Origin of the sequence: Geofilum sp. OHC36d9, assembly GCF_052400685.1 — a bacterium.
In the GTDB taxonomy this organism is placed as follows: domain Bacteria; phylum Bacteroidota; class Bacteroidia; order Bacteroidales; family Marinilabiliaceae; genus CAZHHH01.
Genome location: NZ_JBQTGJ010000002.1, coordinates 553560 through 576122, shown reverse-complemented (window position 1 = coordinate 576122; position 22563 = coordinate 553560). Strand labels below are relative to the sequence as shown.

Below are 22563 nucleotides of genomic sequence, written 5' to 3'. Positions count from 1 at the left end.
CAGTGGGAGAGTAGGTCGCTGCCTTTCTTAAAAAAAGAAGCCGATTCAGTTATGAGTCGGCTTTTTTGCGTTTTACTCAACACTCATTTCCAAAATTTGTGGGATCGTACTTCAAAGTGGTGCTTGATTGTTGGCTTTTTCATGTTTGTATGCTATAGTATATGCAGATGGAAGACTTACAACTCATACTTCCAGTTGGAATATTGCTGTAGCGTTTTTTTTGTGTCTTAATCTATCCTGATCTGGAAAGAAGAAACACTTACTTTCTTAACATTTTTTTACGGCCTTCTAAAAATGATGATCAGGACTTCAAGGGTTACTGCAATATTATTATTTGATTTTTACTTATATGTTCTGTTTTTAGGTTGAATTGAGTTCCTGATATCTTAAGTGGTATTGGTAGGAAAATTTAAGTGCTTAGTAGTAAAATTTATATTAAGGGGTTGCGAAGTCTGGAAAACTTGAGTTTCTTATGATGAATGATTTGACTGAGGTCAGGTCTGGTGCAGAACTTTGACTTTTTTTGCAAGCACTAAGCAGTTGTCTTTTGGGTATCATTGAATGCTACAGATGTTATTGAAAATGTCGAAATTTATGGACTCATTTATAGGGTGTTGTTAACTTTTATAGCTTCAGTCGGAAAATTTTTATACTTTTGGCGCAAATATCCTATTTTACAAACTAAAACTAATTTAAACTGGTATGAAAAAATTTTTTGTAGCCCTAATGTTATTTTTAGGACTGGGGTCACTCTATTCTCAAAATTTACAGTTGCATTACGACTTCGGTGAAGATCGTCAAATGTTTACCACGACAGTAGAGATGTTTAAGCCGGACAAGATGGGTAGCACTTTCTTTTTTATCGATCTTGATTATGACACCGATAAAAGAGGTGTGGACAATGGGGTTTCTTTGGCTTACATGGAGATTGCCAGGAGTTTTAAATGGACTCAGACTCAAAAGCTGGAGCCACGTGTTGAATTTAATAGTGGAAACGCTTATTTTGGAGCTATCAAGAACGCATGGCTAGTTGGTGCACAATACACTTTCAATAATGCAGATTTTTCAAAAATTCTAACATTGCAAGCTAACTTGAAGCACATTAAAGATGGTAAAATCAATGAGGATTTTTCAGAAGAAAATCTTGTTGGGTTTCAGATAACTGCAGTATGGGGACTCCATTTTGCTGACAGAAAAATATCTGTAACTGGATTCGCAGATTTCTGGAGAGAAGATACTTACTTCGGGGATAAAGAATTCGTGTTTTTAACAGAGCCGCAATTCTGGTATAACTTCAACAAAAATCTTTCATTAGGAACTGAAATTGAACTAAGCAGCAATTTTGTAGACAACGATTTTATTATTAACCCAACTTTAGCTGCTAAGTGGACTTTCTAAATATTTAAACTATGTTAGAGAAATTTTTTCAGCTTAAAGCGAATAAATCCAATGTCAGAACAGAAGTCGTGGCAGGTATTACCACATTTATGACCATGGCTTATATTTTGGCTGTAAATCCGGGTATTCTGTCGGCAACCGGCATGGATGCAAATGCCGTATTTTCAGCGACAGCATTATCGGCTGTTGTTGCTACACTGGTTATGGCTTTATGGGCCAAATTACCTTTTGCCTTGGCGCCAGGTATGGGCTTGAATGCTTTTTTTGCCTTTACGGTGGTTCAGGTTATGGGATATGAGTGGCAGTTTGCGCTGACGGCCGTATTCCTCGAAGGTCTTATTTTCCTTTTGTTAACGGCTTTCAATATCCGTGAAATTATTGTGAATTCCATTCCCTTAAATTTGAAACATGCTATATCGGCGGGTATCGGTTTGTTTATTGCTTTTATTGGGATGCAAAATGCAGGTATCATTGTGGATAATCCTGCTACATTGGTATCGTTGGGTTCTATAGAGCAACCTACTATGTGGGTCGCTTTGTTTGGTCTGGTTCTTTCGGGTGTTTTATTGGCTCTTAAAGTTAAAGGTGCATTATTGATTGGTATTTTTGCTTCCACTTTAATAGGTATCCCTGCAGGGGTGACACATTTGCCAGCCGGGCATTTGGTCTCTTTGCCACCCTCAATAGCACCTATTGCTTTCCAGTTTGATTTTTCAAATGTTTTTTCCATTGATATGTTGGTGGTGTTATTAACTTTCCTTTTTGTTGATATGTTTGACACCGTGGGCACACTAATCGGTGTGGCATCAAAGGCTGACATGATTGATAAAGATGGCAAACTTCCAAGAGTAAAACAGGCTTTGTTTGCCGATGCTGTTGGTACAACGGTTGGCGCAATGCTAGGAACATCAACTGTTACAACTTATGTTGAAAGTGCTTCTGGAGTCGCTGAAGGTGGTCGTACAGGGTTGACTTCTTTAACGGTGGCTGTGATGTTTGCATTGGCCTTGTTTCTGTCGCCTTTGTTTCTGATGGTGCCAGGTGCTGCTACCGCCCCCGCTTTGATTTTGGTTGGCTCATTTATGATGTCGCCTATCATGAAAATTAATTTTGATGATTATACAGAGTCTATTCCCGCTTTTTTGACGGTGGTGATGATGCCGTTGGCCTATAGTATTGCTGAAGGAATTGTTTTTGGTATACTGGCGTTTGTATTTCTTAAACTCTTTTCAGGAAAGACCCGCGATATTTCTATTGTAATGTATATTCTTGCCATTTTGTTTATTGGTAAATTTTTCTTTTAAGATATAATCGTTTAGGTGGAAAAAGCCACATTCGTTCAGTCGAATGTGGCTTTTTCTTTTATTTTACTTGATTTATATCTCTTTTTACCGGATTTTTATTATGAATTTCTCTTTTTGATAGACAACCCAATTTTCCTGCCCAATGTCACTTTTTTTGTTCTCTAATTACAATATTTTTAGTATATATTTGCAGCCGGCAATGTGACTGACCGTGCCGAAGGTGTGTTTAAGTGAGTTCTGAATTTGACATTACTTGCTGTAAGCGAGAAAATACAAGTGTTTGATAACAAGTGTTTACATATTAACTTTGTGTGGCTCAAAAAAATAGCTTACTGGTTTAAATGGTTATTTTGAGAGCTGGAATAACGAATAAGTTATACTTTTTGCAAGCATAAGTTTTTTTATTGAGATTGATTTTGTTTAGGTATTTATAATTTTATAGAATACAAAATGGGTGATAAGATGTCAGAAGTCAAGGTTTCTTTTTTTTTACGATGGTTGATAGTATTAGTGTCATGTGTTTTTTTATTATCGGAAGTGGGATTGATGGCGCAGAGCAGCAGTTTTAATACCTCTGATTTATCTACCGTTCGATCCTCCCAAATTAGCGACACTCAGTTGAAATCTTTTATTGAAAGAGGCAAGGCTGAAGGATTAACAGCTGAGGAAGCTTTGGATTTAGCACAGCAACGTGGCTTATCACCGAGTGAAGCGTCGACGCTCATGCAGCGTGTTCGGGCTTTAGAAGCAGAAGACCCGGTTCAAACGGCATCTCCCAGTGTATTAAGACAGGAGGTTGATATACCTCTGTTTGTCCCTGATACGATGGAGGAGCAGAAAACGGAAGCGGGGCCGGTTATTTTTGGTTCACAACTTTTTTCAGGCGGCAATTTGACATTTGAACCTTCGTTAAATATTCCGACACCGGTTAATTATGTGTTAGGAGCCGGCGATCAAATTGTTATTGACATATGGGGCGCCAGTACCAACCTGTATCAGTTGGAAGTTGGGCCAGAAGGAACCGTGGTTATTGATAATGTGGGGCCTTTATATGTAAACGGATTGACCATTGAAGAAGCTGAAAAGCGGATATTGGATAAGTTGAAACAACTTTACAGAGGATTACGTCCAGGCGAAGCTGGGCAAGACACTTATGCACGGGTGAGTCTGGGGCGCGTTCGTACCATTCAGGTGACTGTTTTAGGAGAGGTGGAAAGACCCGGTAATTATACAGTGTCGTCATTAACGACTATTTTTAATGCTTTGTATCAGGCCGGCGGATTGAATAAAGTGGGCTCTTATCGTACCGTTGAAGTCATCCGTAATAACAAGCGGGTAGCGTCGTTGGATATTTATGACTTTTTGTTGTACGGCGATCAGAAAGATAATATACGCCTGAACGATCAGGACGTGATTAAAGTGGGTGTGTATACCAATCGGGTCGAGGTACGTGGTGAGGTTAAACGACCGGGACTGTATGAAATTACCCCGGAAGAAACACTGGCCGATCTTATTGATTTTGCAGGCTCGTATACTGATTCGGCATACACGCGTCAGCTGAAAGTTGTGCGCAACACCGATATGGAGAGACGGATTGAACGGGTTAAGCGCGATGGTTATGATAGTTATCCTTTACAAAATGGCGATGTTATTACTATTGAACCACTGTTAAATCGCTTCGAGAACCGGGTCGCTATTGAAGGAGCCGTTTGGCGGCCAGGTGATTATGAGTTGACAGATGGAATGACATTGTTGCAGTTAATTAAAAAAGCAGAAGGGTTAAAGCCGGAGGCATTCAAATCCAGAGGTTTGATATACCGACTTACCGATACAAATGATTTCTCTGTCGAGGCATTTAATCTAAACGATATTATCGATGGCGTTTCACAGGATATTGTTTTGAGTTCCGAAGATCGGATCGTCATTAAGACTATTTTTGAGATGCGTGAAGAGCTAACCGTTCAGATTCAAGGAGAGGTGCAAAGCGGCGGCGACTTACCTTATCGTGAGAACATGACACTGGGTGATCTGATCCTTGCAGCCAATGGCTTTAAATCGTCGGCTTCAGAAGCTCGTATTGAGGTTTATCGTCGTATTATTGGTGAGCCGGCGCCTGAGCAGCGAAGTACTCAGATGGCCGATTCCTATCTTTTTTCTGTGAGCAGGGATTTGGTGCTTGACGGCGAGGCCAAAAATTTTGTACTTAAACCCTACGACCAGGTGTACGTTCGCAAGCGTCCTGACTATCAGGTTCAAAGGTCTGTGCGGATTGAGGGTGAAGTGATGTATCCCGGAATCTACGTTCTGCGAAACCGGCACGAAAGAATTTCGGATCTGGTAGCACGGGCAGGCGGTCTTACGGGGGAAGCATTTGTGGAGGGCGCTACTTTGGAGCGGCATGCTAAACGTCCGGATAAGAGTCAAATGTTATTGGATGGAATGCCCGATGAAGTCATAAACCTGGAGCAGTCTGGCGTTAATAATGTGGGAATCAATTTGGTGGATATTCTTGATAAACCGGGGAGTCGGGAGGACTTGCAACTGCGTGAAGGGGATGTCGTTAAAGTGCCGCAAAGGTTGCAAACGGTGATGACGGATGGTGCAGTTCTTAATAGTACTGAGATTCGTTATATTCAAGGGAAAAATTTTAAATACTACGTGTCACGGTCAGGGGGGTATTCCGAAAATGCCATTAAAAGAAAGGTATATGTAATTCATCCCAATGGCGATATTGCAACGCGTAAAAACTTTTTGTTTTTCCATAGTAATCCAAAAATAACCGCCGGGTCGGAAGTCATTATACCTCAAAAGATACAACAGGAACCTCTGAGTTCGGGTGAACGTATTACTATTTTGTCATCCATTGTATCTATGGCCGCGGTGGTGGTTACTGCGATGTCCCGATTTTAATACGATTATTGTTTAAACCTGAACGTTCGTATCATTGTCAAATACAATATTTTGGCCTTCAGATTTAACAGCAACCTTTGTTGAACAAGAATGGCTGGAATATTTTTTGCGGGAGGAGACATTAATTTTCAGTTATTTAGTTATTGCTTTTTTACGGCTTAGCATTAAAATTATCATATTATGAATCAGGAGGCTGACCTGCAGATTGTTAAAGATGATGAGATTGACCTTATGGCGCTTATTTTGACCATTTGGAGGGGACGAATTTTGATCTTTAAGACGATCGGTGTATTCATTTTATTGGGATTATTCATTGCCATTTTTAGTCCCGAAGAATATTCTACCACGGTGAAATTAATCCCGGAATCGGGTCAAAGTATGAGTTTGGGAAGTCTGAGTGGCCTGGCTTCACAGTTTGGGTTTGGTAGTTTATCGGCCGCTTCGGCGGATGGTGAAACGATTCCGCCGGACTATTATCCTGCCATTATTGGTAGTATTCCTTTCATGAAGCAGGTGATGGATGCCGAGGTTTATATTCCTGAGGCAGGCAGGACGATGACCATTTTTAGCTATTTTTCTGAATATCGAAAAAAATCGGTCGTCTCAGTTGTTAAGAAGTATACGATTGGGCTGCCGTTTACCATTTTGGCGGCCATTAAAGGCGATAAGCCTGAACTGACTGGTGACGATGGAATGACAGTCTATTCACTTACTAAAGATGAGTGGAAGGTGTATGAATTACTGCAGGAACTCATAGGGGTTGACATAGACAAAGAAACCGGTATTGTCAGCGTGTCATTGACCATGCCTGAAGGACAGATGGTGGCGCAGGTGGGTGATTTGGTCACTAGTTTGCTCTCGGGGTATGTGCTGGATTATAAAACCGAAAAAGCGCGCAACGATTTACAGTTTATTGAGGAACAATTGGTTGAATCGGAAGCTCGGTTTGAGCAGACGCAGGTTGCTTTGGCTAAATTCAGAGATGCCAATCATGGTCAGAAGACCGAGATGGCATTGACCAATGAACAACGATTACAAAGCGATTACGATTTGGCTTTTAAGATATACAGTGCCATGGCACAAAAGCGCGATGAGGCCCGCATCAAACTGCAGGAGAAAACACCGGTGGTTAAAGTGCTGGAGCCCGCTGTTGTGCCTAAGGAAAAGAGTGCGCCAAGGCGGAGTGTGATTATGGTGATGAGTATTTTTTTGGGCGGATTCGTCGGCTTAGGAATTTTGTTTGGGCGAATGATCTGGACCAACTTTAATGTTAAGTTTAAAGAAATGAATAATGCATAACGCAGATAAATTTAAAGACAAACATTATTTTGTGCCTTTCCATAAAGTCGGGAGTTTGAGCTGTAAAGTTCAAATTCAAGGTTTGCGCAGCTCGAAAAATGAGAGTTTACTCTCGTCAATGACCATTTTGAGGAAGAGCATAACGCAGAAGTTGGATTTTTCTTGCAAGCACTATTAAGTCGAATTAATCAGTTTATAAATCTATAATAATGTCGCATACCATCAAAAATATAGCCTGTATTGGTGCAGGTTACGTTGGCGGTCCAACCATGGCCGTTATTGCAGAAAAATGTCCCGATATCAAAGTTACCGTAGTAGATGTTAATGAAAAACGAATTGCTGCGTGGAATGATGAAAATCTGGATAATTTGCCTATTTATGAGCCGGGATTGAAAGAAGTGGTGAAGGGTGCCCGTGGCCGTAATCTTTTTTTTAGTACCGATGTTGATGCGGCCATTGATGCTGCTGAGATGGTTTTTATTTCGGTGAATACACCCACAAAGACTTATGGTGTGGGTAAAGGTATGGCGGCTGACTTAAAATACGTTGAATTATGTGCCCGTCAGATTGCCCGCGTTGCCAATACCGATAAAATAGTGGTGGAAAAATCAACTCTGCCGGTTCGCACGGCCCAGTCGATACGTACCATACTGAAGGCCGAAGGCAAAGCGGTTAATTTTCAGGTGCTCTCTAATCCTGAGTTTCTGGCTGAGGGAACTGCGGTGGCTGATCTTCATCAGCCCGATAGGGTGTTGATCGGTGGCGATCAGGATGCGGCCGGACAGCGGGCTGTTAATGCTTTGGCTGATATTTATGCGGGTTGGGTGAGCCGTGACCGTATCATTACGACCAATGTGTGGTCTTCGGAACTCTCAAAATTAACGGCCAATGCTTTTTTGGCGCAGCGGGTTTCTTCTATTAACGCACTCTCGGCTCTGTGTGAAAAAAGTGGCGCCGATGTGGAAGAAATTGCCAGGGCAATTGGTCGCGACAGCCGTATCGGGTCAAAATTTATGAAAGCCTCGGTGGGGTTTGGTGGTAGCTGCTTCCAAAAGGATATTTTAAATTTGGTTTATATTGCACGTAGCTATGGCTTGACTGAAGTGGGCGATTACTGGGAGCAGGTTATTGTAATGAACGATTATCAGAAGCGGCGTTTTGCGGCCAATATTGTAAATCAGCTTTTTAATACTGTCTCGGGGAAGAAAATTGCCATGTTAGGTTGGGCCTTTAAAAAAGATACCAATGATACCCGCGAGTCGGCAGCTATTTATGTGGCCGACTATCTGCTCAATGAGCAAGCCGAACTTTTTATATACGATCCCAAAGTAAAACCCGAACAGGTGTATGCCGATCTGGATTATTTGAATACCAGGTCGGAATCAGAAAACCGACGACTGGTTACCGTGGTTAATCAACCCGGCGATGCAATGAAAGAAGCCCATGCCGTTGCAGTTATGACGGAGTGGGATGTGTTTAAAACCTACGACTGGCAAAAGGTATATGATGACATGAAAAAGCCGGCATTTGTATTTGATGGTCGTAATATTTTGGATGGTTCTGGTCTGAAAGAGATTGGGTTTATGTATCAGGGAATTGGCAGATAAGCGTTCGGTATTTTATGCTTGCACAGTTTCAGCAAGAAAATTGTTTCAGAGATCGTCCTGGGGTTGATTCTCTTTAGAGGCGTTTTTGTTGGATGGCTTGCACTTTGAATGACTCCTATGTTTTTGTTTTTTGAATGACCTCAGAAAGTAATATAAGAATAGCCCGGAATACCCTTTTTCTTTATTTCAGAATGATTTTGATTATGGGGGTAACCCTGTATACGGTAAGAGTCGTTTTGAATATTTTAGGGGAGGTGGACTATGGTATCTATACGGTGGTGGGCGGCGTTGTTACCATGTCGGCATTTTTGAGCGATACAATGACTTCCGCTTCACAGCGTTTTTTTTCTTTCGAGTTAGGAAGAAGTGACTTTGCCCGGTTAAACCAGGTTTTTAGTCTTTCGTTTATTATATATGTAGGCATTGCCATTCTTGTTATATTGTTGGCAGAGACAGTTGGATTGTGGTTTTTAAATACAAAAATGACCATCCCTTCAGAGCGCATGGCTACTGCGAATTGGGTGTATCAATTTTCGGTTTTTGCCTTTGTTGCCAATGTTTTGTCGAAACCATATAATGCTGCAATTATAGCAAGAGAAAACATGCAGGCTTTTGCCTATATCAGTATTTTGGAAGCTTTATTAAAGTTGGCAATTGTTTATTTTCTGGTGATTTTATCTTTTGACAAATTAAAGCTGTATGCTGTGTTAATGTTCTGCGTGACAGTTATCGTCAGTTTTAGTTTTTTTTTGTACGCATATAAAAAGTACAAAGAGTGTAAAGTTATATATTATTGGGATCGAAAGTTATTTATAACTTTAGGAAGCTATTCGGGCTGGAGTTTGTTGGGGGCTTTGTCCGGAATTGCGGAGAATCAGGGGCGAAATATTCTTTTGAATGTATTCTTTAATCCTATAGTCAATGCCGCAGAGGCTATTGCTTTTCAGGTGAGCAATGCCCTTAGCCAGTTTGCGACCAGCTTTCATACCGCTGTAAAACCTCAAATAATTAAATATTATGCGGGTAACAAGACTGATCTCATGATGCAGCTGGTGTTTAAAAGTTCTAAGTTCTCTTTTTTTTTGTTGTATATATTTTCATTGCCATTAATTTTTGAGACGAATTTTGTTTTAAATATTTGGTTGAAAAATGTGCCTGACTATGCCAGTTTGTTTACAACATTGGTTATTGTTGTTGCGCTCATTAATTCTTTGTCGTATTCGATGATTACAGTGGCGCAAGCCACAGGTGAAATCAGAAATTATCAGATTTGGGTGGGCGGTACGCAGTTATTGTCTTTACCGGTTTCTTATTGGATACTGATGTTAGGGTATCCGCCTCAGAGTATAATGTATGTTGCCATTGTTTTTTCGGTAATTGCCTTGTGCTTTAGGTTGATGTTTTTAAAAAAGATGGTTGGCTTCAATATCCTTAAATATTCTAAACAGGTATTGATGCGGGTTGTAATTATTTCGGTTTTGTCATATGGTTTACTTTTCTTTATTGTAAGGGTGTTTCAGGAAGGATGGATTCGGTTTTTTACAGGCGGTTTTGTCAGCATTATTGTAGCAGGGTTGAGTATCTTTTTTGTTGGGCTGACAACCGATGAGCGTGTTTTAGTTATTCATTTTTTGAAAGCTAAACTTAATAGAAGTAAGCCATGAAAATTTCTTCTGCTACTCTAGTTTAATCTTAGGCACAACTGGTTTATTGGCTGTTTGTAGCTGAATCTTAATTTTGTTATAGTGCCTTTTTGTTTTGATTGTTTTATGTATTTATCGTTTTTTTAGTCGCGTTTGAATGACCTCGGAGAATAATAAAAGAATAGCCAAAAATACGTTGTTTCTGTATTTCAGAATGATTTTGATTATGGGGGTAACCCTGTATACGGTCAGAGTTGTTTTGAGTGTTTTGGGAGAGGTCGATTATGGCTTATATACAGTGATAGGAGGTGTGGTTACAATGTTTGCTTTTTTGAGCAATACGATGGCCTCTGCGTCGCAGCGTTTTTATTCTTTTGAACTGGGCCGACGTGATTTTGTTCGGCTTAAACAGGTATTTAGTCTGACATTTATTATATATGTTGGTATCGCAATTTTTATTTTATTGTTGGCAGAGACTGTTGGCTTGTGGTTCTTAAATACTCAGATGACCATCCCGGCCGACAGGTTGAATGCAGCGAATTGGGTCTATCAATTTTCTGTTTTCGCTTTTGTTGTCAATGTTTTATCAATTCCATACAATGCGGCTATTATAGCGAGAGAAAACATGAAGGCCTTTGCTTATATCAGTATTTTGGAAGCATTGTTAAAGCTGGCCATCGTCTATATTCTTGTGATTTTTTCCTTTGATAAATTGAAGCTGTATGCTGTATTGATGTTTGGCGTTACATTTTTAATCAGTTTTAGTTATTTTCTATATGCCTATAAAAAGTATAAAGAGTGTAAAGTCATTTATTATTGGGATCGGCAGTTGTTTTCAACTTTGGTCAGCTACTCCGGATGGAGTTTATTTGGCTCCCTTTCGGGGATAGCACGAAATCATGGGGTTAATATTCTTTTGAACCTGTTTTTTAATCCCATTGTAAATGCGGCACGGGCTATTGCTTATCAAGTGAGTAATGCGATTAGTCAGTTTGCAACCAATTTTTCGACTGCGGTACGTCCTCAAATAATCAAGTACTACGCCAGCAACGAGACTGAATTGATGATGCAGTTGGTGTTTAAGAGTTCTAAGTTTTCTTTTTTTCTTTTATATATATTTTCTTTACCCTTAATTTTAGAAACGAATTTTGTTTTAAATATTTGGCTGAAAAGTATTCCCGATTACGCCGGTTTATTTACCACTTTGGTCATTGTTGTGGCACTAATTGACTCTCTCTCTTATTCCATGATGACTGTGGCGCAGGCAACTGGCAAAATCAGAAATTATCAGATTTGGGTGGGTGGCACACAATTGATGAACCTGCCCGTTTCTTATTTGTTTTTAAAGTTAGGATACCCACCGGAAAGTACCATGTATGTGGCTATTGTATTTTCGGTAATCTGTTTGTTTATCAGGTTGGTCTTGTTAAAAAAAATGGTGGGGCTCAATATTCTTGAATTTACAAGAGACGTCTTGATACGGGTTGCTCTAATATCCATGGTGTCGTATGGCATTCTTTCCTTCATTGTAAGAGCTTTTGCAGAAGGATGGCTTAGATTTATTACCGGTGGGTTTATCAGTGTAATAATAGCAAGTGTTAGTATTTTCTTAATAGGTTTGACATCTGAGGAACGGAGTTTGGTCATTCATTTTTTAAAAAATAAGGTAAACGGGAAAAAGCGATGAAGATTTTATTTGTAGGTGATTTACGAACAGCAAATAATTACGGGGCGATAGCAACTACCGAAACGTTGAACAATATGTTGGTTCAGGCCATTCCTGATGCGGAAATTCAATATATAGACTATAGAAGTTTATATTTCCCAACGCCTGTCTCCGGCTGGCCTGCTTCATCAGACGGTGTTGCAACAAAAATAAAAGGGATGGTGAAATTAGTGGCAAAAAAAGTTTTGCCTATATTTTTACGGCGTTTGGTAAAGCAACTTCTTTTTTCAGCAAAAAAATCATCAAGTTATGTTCCGTATAAAGTTTCTTTATATGATGAGTATTATGCGCGTTTACAAAAGGGTGAAATTCTGGGTTTCGAAAAGCGGATGCTTGAGTGGGCTGATATGGTTTACATAAATGGCGAAGGGAACATTGTTAATGGTGTTGACAAGTATGGCAAGTACCGAAATGGAGGGCTTTACATTTTATTTATGGCATGGTTGGCCAAAGAAAAGTTTCAGAAGAAAACGTTTATGGTTAATCATACTGTCGATCCGGCCAATAAGGATGTTTTTGAGATGATTGAGAAAGTTTATCCTGGTCTGGATAAGGTGTATGTTCGTGAAACGCTTTCGTTGGCTAAATTGCAGGAAGTGGGGGTTGATAATGGCGTGTTTGTTCCTGATGCTTTATTTGGTTATCAGCCGATTCAAAATTGGCAACCCTCAGCTAAACTGCTGCGGCAAATTGATTTTTCAAAACCTTATATTTGCATTGGTGATTCGTCCGGCATTAAAAATATGTATAATCAGGTTAAATGGGATGTTGTTAAGGTTTTGAGTGAATTGATAGAGAAACTTAAGGATGTAATGCCCCAGATTATTTTTGTGGATGGTTATAATGGTGGTAACAGCGATGTTAATAAAGTGGTTAGGAATACTAACATTGGTATCGTTAATTTGAAGAATTGCTCTTACCACGATCTGTTTTATGTGTTGCAGGGGGCTGAAATATTTGTCTCCGGAAGATGGCACGCTTCCATCTTAAGTGTTTTGGCCAATACGCCCATTCTGTTGTGGGGTTCTGACAGTCATAAAACAAAATCGTTGTACACTTTACTGGATTATCCCTACTCTTTTTACGAGGTGAATACATTCCCCATTCACATAGATGAAATGGTTAATGAGGTTAAGAAAATTATTCAGGAGAAACTTCAGGTGAAGCGTCTTCTTAATGAAAAATTGTCTGTTTTGTCGGGTAGGGCCATTGAAAATGTGGCGTTTTTAGGTGATTTTTAATAATGTTTGGAAGCGAGAATAACGAAAGAGTAGCGTTTGCTCTCGCTAAAATAAGAAGTTCATGAAACTAAATGTTGAGACAGCATATAAACAGAAGCTTTGTTCAAGTTGTGGTTTTTGTGTAGGCGTGTGTCCGCATCAATCTATTCGTTACGATGTGGACAATCACGGTTTTTTTAAGCCGGTGATTGATAAAAATACCTGTACCGATTGTGGGCTTTGTTATGAGCTATGTCCGGGCGTTACTGATCTGAAGGACTATTCTTCAAAAGAAGAGGTTTTTAATTACGGGTATTCCAATGATGAATCTATTCGATTGAATTCAGCTTCGGGAGGGGTGGTTACAGAGTTACTCTGTTTTTTGTTGGATCAAAATATTGTTGATTTTGTTAGTGTTGTGAGTAACCGTATGAAACATGATAAGCCCAGGTGTTTTTTTACGAACGACTCTGACGTCGTGCGCGATTGCAAAACTTCAAAATATTGTCCCGTACCTGTTGGCGAGATATTAGGGCCTTTGAAGCAGATCAAGGGGACGGTTGCGGTATTGGGACTTCCATGTCAAATAAATGCCTTGAAGGCTTATGCGGGAAAGAGGGCATCGGCACAACGGAAAATTAAGTTTTATTTTGCGTTGTTGTGTAATCATACGCCGTCTTATACTGCTACCGATTTCTTATCGGCCAATTTAAAGTTTCCTGATTGGGATTCTGTCTTGTACAGGGGTAATGGCTGGCCGGGGGAAATGATGTTTAGTAACGATCAAAAAAAAGAGAAATTATTTACACCCTATAGAAAAACATGGGCGACCGGTTATGGGTTGTATTTTAAAAACCGACGTTGTTTTATTTGTAATGACCCATTTGGGAAATCAGCCGATATTGTTTTCGGAGATGCTTATTTCCTTCAGAATGAAACAAAAGGCGCGACATTTTGCATCTCGAGAAATAAGGAAATTTCAGGTCTTTTGTCCGATATGAAGGAGAAAAAGCGAATTCAATTGCTTGATGGCCCCAATCCTGATACTGTTGCTAAGTTTTTTAAAATTCTTTTTGACAGAGAAGTACAATACCCTCACAAATTAAGTATGATGAAGCGTTTAGGCCTTCCGGTTCCCGAACATAAAGGAAAAACAAGAGGCTCGTTTTCGTTTAAAAATTTAATGGGATTTGTAAAATCATTAATTATTATTGAATTGGGCAGATGTAAGCTGCTTTGGCCATTTTTGTTTCGGCGAAGGAATGGAGAACAATTACCAATCAGGATAGAAAAGTATTAGGTTTTATAATCGCTTATTTGTGACGATTAATGCATGATTATTTATTGTCTTTTAATGAATATAATATAACACTATGAAAACACCACAGGTAATAGCAGAAATCGGCTGTAATCATAAAGGAGATATGGATATAGCCAAAGAAATGATAGTCACTGCGGCTCTTTTTTGTAAGGCGGATGTGGTTAAATTTCAAAAACGTAACAACAAGGAATTGTTGACCGAAACGGAGTATAATGCGCCGCATCCCAACCCGGCCAATTCCTATGGTGAGACGTATGGTGCGCACCGCGAATTTCTTGAACTGGATGTTGATCAGCACAAGCAGCTTAAAAAGTGGTGCGAAGAGAGCGGCGTCGTCTATTCCACTTCGGTGTGGGATTTGACTTCTGCACAGGAGATTGTGACGCTTCAACCGAAGCTAATAAAAATTCCTTCGGCCTGTAACTTAAATCGCCCCATGCTGACTTATTTGTGTGATCATTATGATGGCGAAATTCATCTCTCTTTTGGGATGACGACACACGAGGAAGAAGAGGAGATTGTTTCCTTTTTTGAATCTAAAGGACGAAATAAAGATTTGGTCATATATAGTTGTACTTCCGGTTATCCGGTTCCTTTTGAAGATATCAGTTTGTTGGAAATTAAGCGATTGCAACAAAGGTTTAAAGAGCGGGTTAAAGCGATAGGTTTTTCAGGCCATCATCTGGGCATTGCCGTTGATTCGGCTGCTGTGGCACTGGGTGCCGAATGGATAGAACGTCATTTTACGTTGGACAGAACCTGGAAAGGAACCGACCATGCCGCATCGCTCGAACCCGATGGATTGAGAAAATTGGTGCGCGATTGCAAGGCTGTACACCAGGCATTAACCTATAAAAAGACAGATATTCTGGAAATAGAATCTGTGCAACGTGAAAAACTTAAGAAAAATCAGGTGAAATGGGAAAAGTAATTGCCTTTATACCCGTAAGGGGGGGCAGCAAATCAATACCTTTTAAAAATATTAAGTTGTTTTGCGGAAAGCCATTGGTGTATTGGAATGTTGAGGCTTTGCAGCGTACGCAGCAGGTTGATCAAATTATAGTGGCCACCGATTCGAAAGAGATCATGGAGACGGTTTCTTCTTTTGATTTTGAAAAGGTGGTGGTTTATCAACGTTCGGCCGAAAATGCCTCTGATACTGCCAGTACTGAGAGTGTTATGCTCGAATACATCAAAGCCGCTGACTTGGCATCCGACGATATTTTTATGCTGGTGCAGGCCACCTCTCCTTTAACCGAGACTCATCATTTCGAAGAAGCGTTGACCATTTATTCTGAAAGCTCGTTTGATTCCATGCTATCATGTGTGCGTAATTACCGCTTTTTCTGGAATGCCGATGGCTCATCAAAGAACTATGATTACAGGAACCGGCCACGACGACAGGATTTTGACGGTGAGTTGATGGAGAATGGTGCTTTTTATATCAACACAGTTGGGCATATTTTGAAGCATCAAAACCGATTGTCCGGTAAAATTGGCATCTATGAAATGCCGGAATACACTGCCACTGAAATTGATGAGCCAGACGATTGGACGGTACTTGAGAGTTTGATGCAGAAACACATCCTCTCGAAGCGGCCTAAAAAGAAAATCAGGTTGTTTTTAACCGATGTGGATGGGGTTCTTACCGATGGCGGAATGTATTATTCCGAGAGCGGGGATGAAATGAAAAAGTTTAATACCCGCGATGGCATGGCTTTTCAGTTGCTGCGTGAGGCAGGTATTAAAACCGGTATCATAACTTCCGAAAACACTAAAATGGTCGAAAACCGGGCCCGTAAATTGAAAGTTGATTACCTGGTTCAGGGTAAAAGGGATGGCGGGAAACTGGCTGCGGCACGCGAAATATGTGAAAAGGAAGGTGTCACGCTCGATGAAGTGGCTTATGTCGGAGATGATATTAATTGTTTGGAATTGCTTTCCAGTGTCGGCTTAGCAGCTTGTCCTGCAGATGGGGATGATGTGATTAAACATATTTATGACGTGCTCATTTTACCTCGCAATGGGGGAGGTGGAGTTATACGGTATTTTGTGGATAATTATATTTTAAAGAATAATTATATTTAGTTATGAGCCAGATTAAGGATGAGGTGGAATCTCTAAAATTCAAGATGCTTGAGAATTATGATATTTCAAGTTTGTTATACCATCTCTCCGAATCAGTGAGAACCAATATTTATGATGATAAGTTCCCTTGTTTAAATTTAATTGGGAAAATATTGTTTCGAAAGAGAATATTTGAGTTCATTGATAATGAAAGTTCTGATATTTTATTTTTTTATTCTCATGATACAAAAAGGCAGGATTTATGGAATATGTTTAAATCTGTGTATAGTTTGACGGCAAATAGGGCTGTTTTTATTTATAGAAAATTTAAGCGAATTTATCCAGCTTTTCCTCCAATACGCTTGTCCTATTTATTAATAGATTGGTACTTAACTTTGAAAAAAACGAATCTATGCTATTCTGATAAATTGAATATTATAGGTCAGTTTATTGATATATTTTTTTTAAGCTCGTATATTAAAGGTTTGAATTTTAAAAACTATAAGGCTGTTGTGGTAATGTACGACGCATCTTATCTTGATAATTTTATTATACAGACGTTTAAACATAGAGGGGTTAAAACATGTACCTTGCAACACGGTGTTGTTGTAGCGGGAAAATCAAATTCCATGAATATTGATTTTAGTGGACTTGAGCTTAATAATAGTATAAGTGATTATTTACTAGTTTGGAATGAAGCAACCAAAATTGAGGCTTTGAAAGCAGGTATAGACGCAAAACGAATTCGTGTTTTAGGTATACCAAAGTGTATTGGTTATGAGGATTATAGCTTGAATTTAACTGAGAATAAGAATACTGTTTTTGGAATAATATTGGATGGTCGTTTTACTGCCGACAATAATCATCGAATGATACTAATTGCTAATGAATTTTGCAAAATATCCGGGTACCATTATATTTTAAGATTTCATCCAGCATTTAAAGGAAACGAATATAATGAATATATAGATTTTAATTTTTGTGATGGTAATTTTGACAAATCGTTGCCAATAACTGAATATATTGAATCTGTTGATTTTTCTCTAATTTCTAATTCAACAATGCTTTATGAATTGTGTTATTTTAAGCATAGAGTCTATAGATATTTAAAGAATATTGAGGAAGACAAGTTTTTAAACATACCAATGAAATCCTTTAATAGTCTGAGTGGGTTTCTTAATTTATATAGCTCTTATGATTCAGAAGCTATTTGGAGTCAAGCCTGTAGTGTAAAGAATATTTCGTTATCATATTTTAATTTTTTTGATGCTTTATGATTATTAGCATTCGTATAATTTGGAAAGTAGTTCGTTTAAGTTTCCGTTTTGTTATAAAGGAGCTAAGTTGGCTTTATGTTGTTTTTATGTTCATTGTAAATGGTGTTAAATTTTCTTCTTTTGAGAGTTTCGGATTTCCCATTATAAATATATCATTGAAGGGCAAATGCTCTATTGGAAGAGGCTTGAAAATGCACAATGGGGCAAAATTCTGTGCGTCAGGCATTAATGGGAAATGTAAGATTGATGTTAGAAACAAAGGAGAGTTAATCATTGGTAATAGTGTTGGGCTGAGTGATGTAACGATTATTTGTCAGGAACATATAACTATAGGAAATAATGTTTTGCTTGGTGTTGGAACGCAAATACGAGATACTGATGAACACTCTTTAAATGTCGCGGATAGGCTTAACGGGCTTGATAAAATAAGACAAAAAAGTTCCCCTATTGTTATTGGGGATAATGTTTTTATTGGGGCTAATTGTATGATTTTAAAAGGCATAAATATTGGAGCAAATTCTATTGTCGGTGCTGGAAGTGTGTTAACCAAGAATGTTCCTCCCGAAGAAATTTGGGCCGGAAATCCCGCTAAGTTTATTCGAAAAATTAAATAATAATTTAATCTATTGTTTTAATTAAATAATTTGAATGTTTTTTGATCTCAAAAGCCATCGATAATTAACATATGAAAGTAAATAAAAGAATCCTATCCTTATTTTTAATTTTTATGCAAAGTTGTGGAATCTCTTTTTTCCAAGGCCAAGGATGGTTTCTAATGTTATTACTACTGGTTATCAATATACAAAATATTAAAAATGTAAATATTAAGTATTTAAAAAAAACACCCTATTTTTTATTTTTCTTTTTTGCGCTAGTGATTTTAAAATCTATGTTTTATGATTATACATGGGTTTTATACATGTTTTTGGTCTTTTTTGCGACTTCAGTCTTCCTTTTAAACTATCGTAATGACACTACTCTCTTTTTCGATGATTTATATAAGTTTCTTACAATTCTTTTTTTCTATTCCTTAGGTCATATTTTAGTTAATGTGTTATTTCAGTCTAGTTTAATAACTACTGATTTAGGAATGAAACCCAAAACTTTTATTTATTTATTTTATTTTAATAGAGTTGAGTTCTTTCCTGGGTTTTATAGGGTTCAAGGGTTAGCATGGGAACCTGGGAATTGGCAGCTTTTTTTAAATCTATATTTTTTAATGTCAGTTTTCAAAAAGGAAAGATTGTTTAAATTGGGATTAATAGGGTTGTGTATAATTTCGACTTTCTCAACCAATGGATATATTCTGTTGACTTTAAATGTTTTTAATCTAATAATCTATAGCAAACGTAAGTTTATTATATTGCCTATTGTTGGCTTAGTCTCGTTTTTATTATTTCCATTAGTTCTAAGTAATATTCAGGAAAAATTTTCAGGTGATAAAATGTTGTCTGGACTAGCCAGATCTAGAGACTTGTATATAGGAGCTGCTTTAATAAAGGATTCTCCTTTTCTTGGTGTAAATGTTTTGAAAATTAATAGTATTCCTATTGTGAAAGAAGTTAAGTCTAATACTTTTTTTAGTGTTGCAGATCAAAATCAATATAGTGCTTATGATGGCTTTATTAGTGATGGATACCTTAATGGATTTTTAGAAGTTTTTTTGCTCTGGGGTTTGTTTTTTGGGCTGTTGTTATATTATTTTTTTTATAAATCGCCGCTGTTTTTAACTAAGTCATTTGCTTTTTCATTTTGTATAATTAGTTTTTTATCCTTCACTGCTGAGCCTATAACTCAGACATCCTTTTTTTATCTTTTCCCTTTATCAACTCTTTTGTTTGGGAAGAGGGGTTTATATTCTGCTGATGCGCACGCAATTAATGCTTGAGATTAGGAAACATAGAACAGCACTACTTTTCTAAACAAATAAGCAATTATTAGCTGCGTTTAAAATCATTTATAACTGTTTGAGTTCCTTAATTTATTTGTTGTTTTAGGTTTAAAAGAATTTTAATTTTCCGGGTTGTCTGGAATCAATAGATTATATTAACGTAATGGAGAAAATAATTTCGATTGTAATAGCAACATATAATGCTTCCGATAAATTGGAACGATGTTTATCTTCTATAGTTCAACAAAAAAATGAACTTTGCGAACTTGTATTAATTGATGGAGGCTCTACTGATTCAACTTTGGATATTATTAAGTCTTATAGTCGTTGGATTGACGTTTTTGTTTCTGAGAATGATGCCGGAGTATATGATGCTTGGAACAAAGGTGTACGATTATCAAATGGGAAGTGGATAATGTTTATTGGCGCGGATGATATATTGTTGACTAACGCAATCGAAAAGTTTTTAAATGTCATTTCAAGGCCAAATATTTATTCTTACGACTATATATGTGCGTTTAACGAGTACGTAGATAATGACGGGAAATTATTGAAACTTTTAGGTGGTTCTGGTGAATGGAGATATATGAGAAGAACTATGACTGTTGCTCATGTTGGCTCATTGCATTCACGAAGACTTTTTAATGAAGTGGGCGAATATGACCTTTCATACAAAATATGTGCTGACTATGAATTGTTATTACGAAAAAGGGGCGATTTAAGAACTTTTTTTTTACCGGAAAGAATAGCAAGGATGGAAGTAGGGGGTTTAAGTTTTTCTACGAGGGCTATTTTTGAGACTTTTTTAATTCGTAAGAACTTACAAACTGTACCAACGGTTGTTAATTTTATTTTGTTTTTTAGGGATTGGGTTTCGTATAAATATTTTCGTTTTCGCAATTTATTAACATGAATGTATGAAGGTCTATTTAATTAAATCATTTAGATTTGATTTCTGCTGTTGTATCTATAGTAAGTCAAGTAATAGTTGCCAAAATGAATTTAGATATATTTTTGTTTGATTTGTTTTGTTAAGTAGCTTTTGCAAGAAAGCCATGATTTATTGCTCACGCTAATTATATGCGGGCAAATAAAAACGTTTATTATTAGTAGTATGGACATTTTAAGTAAAATAATTTCATATTTTAAAGAAGAAACTTTCAGGTTTGATAATGCGATACCTAAGAGTTATTTATTTAGATTTATTTTTTCTAAGATTGTTTCTTTAATATATGGGATGATCCGATTTAGAACTTTAAAACGAATTTTCATACATCCTTCTTCAATAATTAAATGTAGTTCTAAAATAAAGGTTGGCTATAATTTTAGTGTAGCGAGAAATTGTTATATAGATGCTTTATCTCATAATGGATTTGTTTGTGGAAATAATGTTTCGTTAGGATATGGCACATGTGTCATTATCTCAGGTAGTTTGAAAAAAATTGGGAAAGGGATAGTAATTGGAAATCGTGTCGGGATGGGAACGCATGGGTATTATGGTGGTGGTGTTGGCGGATTGTATATTGGAAATGATACAATTATAGGTAATTATGTGAGTTTCCATCCTGAAAATCACAATTATAAAGAGCTTAATGTTCCAATTAGATCTCAAGGGGTTACTGGTTTGGGAATTCATATCGGTGACAATTGTTGGATTGGAGCTAAAGCTACCTTTTTAGACGGAAGTGTTGTTGGTGATGGTTCCATTGTAGCTGCAGGTGCTGTAGTTATTGGTAAGTTTCCATCAAATAGTATAATTGGAGGTGTGCCTGCAAGAGTTCTTAAATCAATAAAATAAATAATTCGAGATGAGAATAGGTATTGATGCAAAATGGTATGTGAGGGGGAACCCTAGTGGGAAAGTTGTTGTTCAAAATATTGTTGATGAGTTAATAAAGGTTGACATAGATGCGACTGTTTTCCTTTTTTTCCATAAGCGAGATAAGGCATTGAATGAGAAGTTGGAACAGGAATGTGCAACAAAATCTAATATCCGAATTGTTTATTGTCTTTCAGCACCGAATTTTTTAAGTAATTTATTCATACTTCCATTTTATGCTAAGAAATTAAAATTGGATGTTTTAATGTTGCAAAATTTCACCCCTTTTCTCTTTTATAGAAAAATAAAATATTATACATACATACATGATTTTCTTTTTCTGGATTTTCCGCAGTTTTACTCTTGGGTTGAAAATCGGATTTATCCATTTATGAAAGTTTTTCTTGGTTTTGCTCATAGGGTGATAACAATTTCAGAGAGTGAGAAAGTTCGTATAAATCGTCATTCAGGTTACCCTCTTGATGATATAAGTGTTGTTTACCATGGCATCTCTGATGATTTTTCTCCACAAAATAAATTTAATAAAATAGAAAAAGATCTTCCTTCAGAATTTATTCTTTATATAGGTCGTATTAACGTTCGTAAAAATATAAAGCTTTTAATTGATGCCATTGAGATGATTAACGATGCTAATCTCGTTATTGTAGGAAAGAGAGATAATAAAAGTTTTGATATTGATAAATATATTAAGAAGAAAGGACTTGATGATCGAATCTTTTTATTAGGACATCTTAGTTATAATGAATTATTAACTGTTATAGCTCGAGGAAAAATATTTGTTTTTCCTTCTTTGGCTGAAGGTTTCGGATTGCCTCCCTTAGAGGCAATGAAGTCAGGAGTTCCTGTTATAGTATCTAATGTTACAAGTTTGCCGGAAGTTTGTGGTGATGCTGTTTATTATATAGATCCATTAAAAAAGAGTCAATTAGTTGACGCAATTAATCGTTTAAATATTGACAGCAGCCTCTATAACCAATTAGTTGCTAAAGGGTTAAAGCATGCAAAAAAGTTTGATTGGAAAACTTCGACTGAAGATATATTGAAGATTTTAATGGATTAA

The 22563-nt window shown here is 37.4% G+C and carries 17 protein-coding genes; all 17 read left to right on the top strand.

The annotated features are described in order from the left end of the window. The first annotated feature begins 702 nt into the window (after positions 1–702). Positions 703–1398 carry a DUF5020 family protein gene (locus ACT3CD_RS04965; RefSeq protein ID WP_444643503.1) on the top strand — a complete coding sequence of 232 codons (696 nt, stop codon included), beginning with the start codon at positions 703–705 and terminating at the stop codon, positions 1396–1398. Positions 1399–1409: 11 nt separating this feature from the next. Then, positions 1410–2702: an NCS2 family permease gene (locus ACT3CD_RS04960; RefSeq protein ID WP_444643501.1), complete on the top strand. Its 1293-nt coding sequence runs from the start codon at positions 1410–1412 to the stop codon at positions 2700–2702. Positions 2703–3164: 462 nt separating this feature from the next. Beyond that, entirely contained in the window at positions 3165–5612 is a 2448-nt protein-coding gene (locus tag ACT3CD_RS04955; protein WP_444643499.1) for an SLBB domain-containing protein, read from the top strand. Between the two features lie 180 nt (positions 5613–5792). After that, entirely contained in the window at positions 5793–6911 is a 1119-nt protein-coding gene (locus ACT3CD_RS04950) for a GNVR domain-containing protein (RefSeq protein WP_444643497.1), read from the top strand. 209 nt (positions 6912–7120) lie between these two features. After that, entirely contained in the window at positions 7121–8518 is a 1398-nt protein-coding gene (locus tag ACT3CD_RS04945; RefSeq protein ID WP_444643495.1) for a nucleotide sugar dehydrogenase, read from the top strand. A gap of 203 nt (positions 8519–8721) precedes the next feature. Further along, positions 8722–10182 carry a lipopolysaccharide biosynthesis protein gene (locus ACT3CD_RS04940; RefSeq protein ID WP_444643494.1) on the top strand — a complete coding sequence of 487 codons (1461 nt, stop codon included), beginning with the start codon at positions 8722–8724 and terminating at the stop codon, positions 10180–10182. A 205-nt stretch (positions 10183–10387) separates the two neighbouring features. Then, the gene (locus tag ACT3CD_RS04935; protein ID WP_444643492.1) at positions 10388–11848 is read left to right on the top strand and encodes a lipopolysaccharide biosynthesis protein; all 1461 of its coding nucleotides are present in this window, start codon (positions 10388–10390) and stop codon (positions 11846–11848) included. Beyond that, entirely contained in the window at positions 11845–13128 is a 1284-nt protein-coding gene (locus ACT3CD_RS04930; protein ID WP_444643490.1) for a polysaccharide pyruvyl transferase family protein, read from the top strand. Before ACT3CD_RS04935 ends, ACT3CD_RS04930 begins: the two co-directional genes overlap by 4 nt. 61 nt (positions 13129–13189) lie before the next feature. After that, on the top strand, positions 13190–14407 hold the full coding sequence (locus ACT3CD_RS04925) for a Coenzyme F420 hydrogenase/dehydrogenase, beta subunit C-terminal domain (protein WP_444643488.1): 1218 nt from the start codon (positions 13190–13192) through the stop codon (positions 14405–14407). A gap of 73 nt (positions 14408–14480) precedes the next feature. After that, on the top strand, positions 14481–15359 hold the full coding sequence (locus tag ACT3CD_RS04920) for an N-acetylneuraminate synthase family protein (protein WP_444643486.1): 879 nt from the start codon (positions 14481–14483) through the stop codon (positions 15357–15359). Beyond that, positions 15347–16516 carry a cytidylyltransferase domain-containing protein gene (locus ACT3CD_RS04915; RefSeq protein WP_444643484.1) on the top strand — a complete coding sequence of 390 codons (1170 nt, stop codon included), beginning with the start codon at positions 15347–15349 and terminating at the stop codon, positions 16514–16516. The genes ACT3CD_RS04920 and ACT3CD_RS04915 overlap by 13 nt, the downstream gene beginning before the upstream one ends. A gap of 2 nt (positions 16517–16518) precedes the next feature. Continuing rightward, a complete protein-coding gene (locus ACT3CD_RS04910) occupies positions 16519–17772 on the top strand; it encodes a hypothetical protein (protein ID WP_444643482.1) in 1254 nt (417 codons plus the stop codon). Then, the gene (locus ACT3CD_RS04905; protein WP_444643480.1) at positions 17769–18386 is read left to right on the top strand and encodes an acyltransferase; all 618 of its coding nucleotides are present in this window, start codon (positions 17769–17771) and stop codon (positions 18384–18386) included. Before ACT3CD_RS04910 ends, ACT3CD_RS04905 begins: the two co-directional genes overlap by 4 nt. Before the next feature lie 71 nt (positions 18387–18457). After that, positions 18458–19660, top strand: coding sequence for a hypothetical protein (locus ACT3CD_RS04900; RefSeq protein WP_444643479.1), 1203 nt, complete (start codon positions 18458–18460; stop codon positions 19658–19660). Positions 19661–19826: 166 nt separating this feature from the next. Further along, positions 19827–20576: a glycosyltransferase family 2 protein gene (locus ACT3CD_RS04895; RefSeq protein ID WP_444643477.1), complete on the top strand. Its 750-nt coding sequence runs from the start codon at positions 19827–19829 to the stop codon at positions 20574–20576. A gap of 201 nt (positions 20577–20777) precedes the next feature. Beyond that, complete coding sequence (locus ACT3CD_RS04890) at positions 20778–21461, top strand: acyltransferase (RefSeq protein ID WP_444643475.1); 684 nt, start codon at positions 20778–20780, stop codon at positions 21459–21461. 10 nt (positions 21462–21471) lie between these two features. Continuing rightward, complete coding sequence (locus ACT3CD_RS04885; protein ID WP_444643473.1) at positions 21472–22563, top strand: glycosyltransferase family 4 protein; 1092 nt, start codon at positions 21472–21474, stop codon at positions 22561–22563.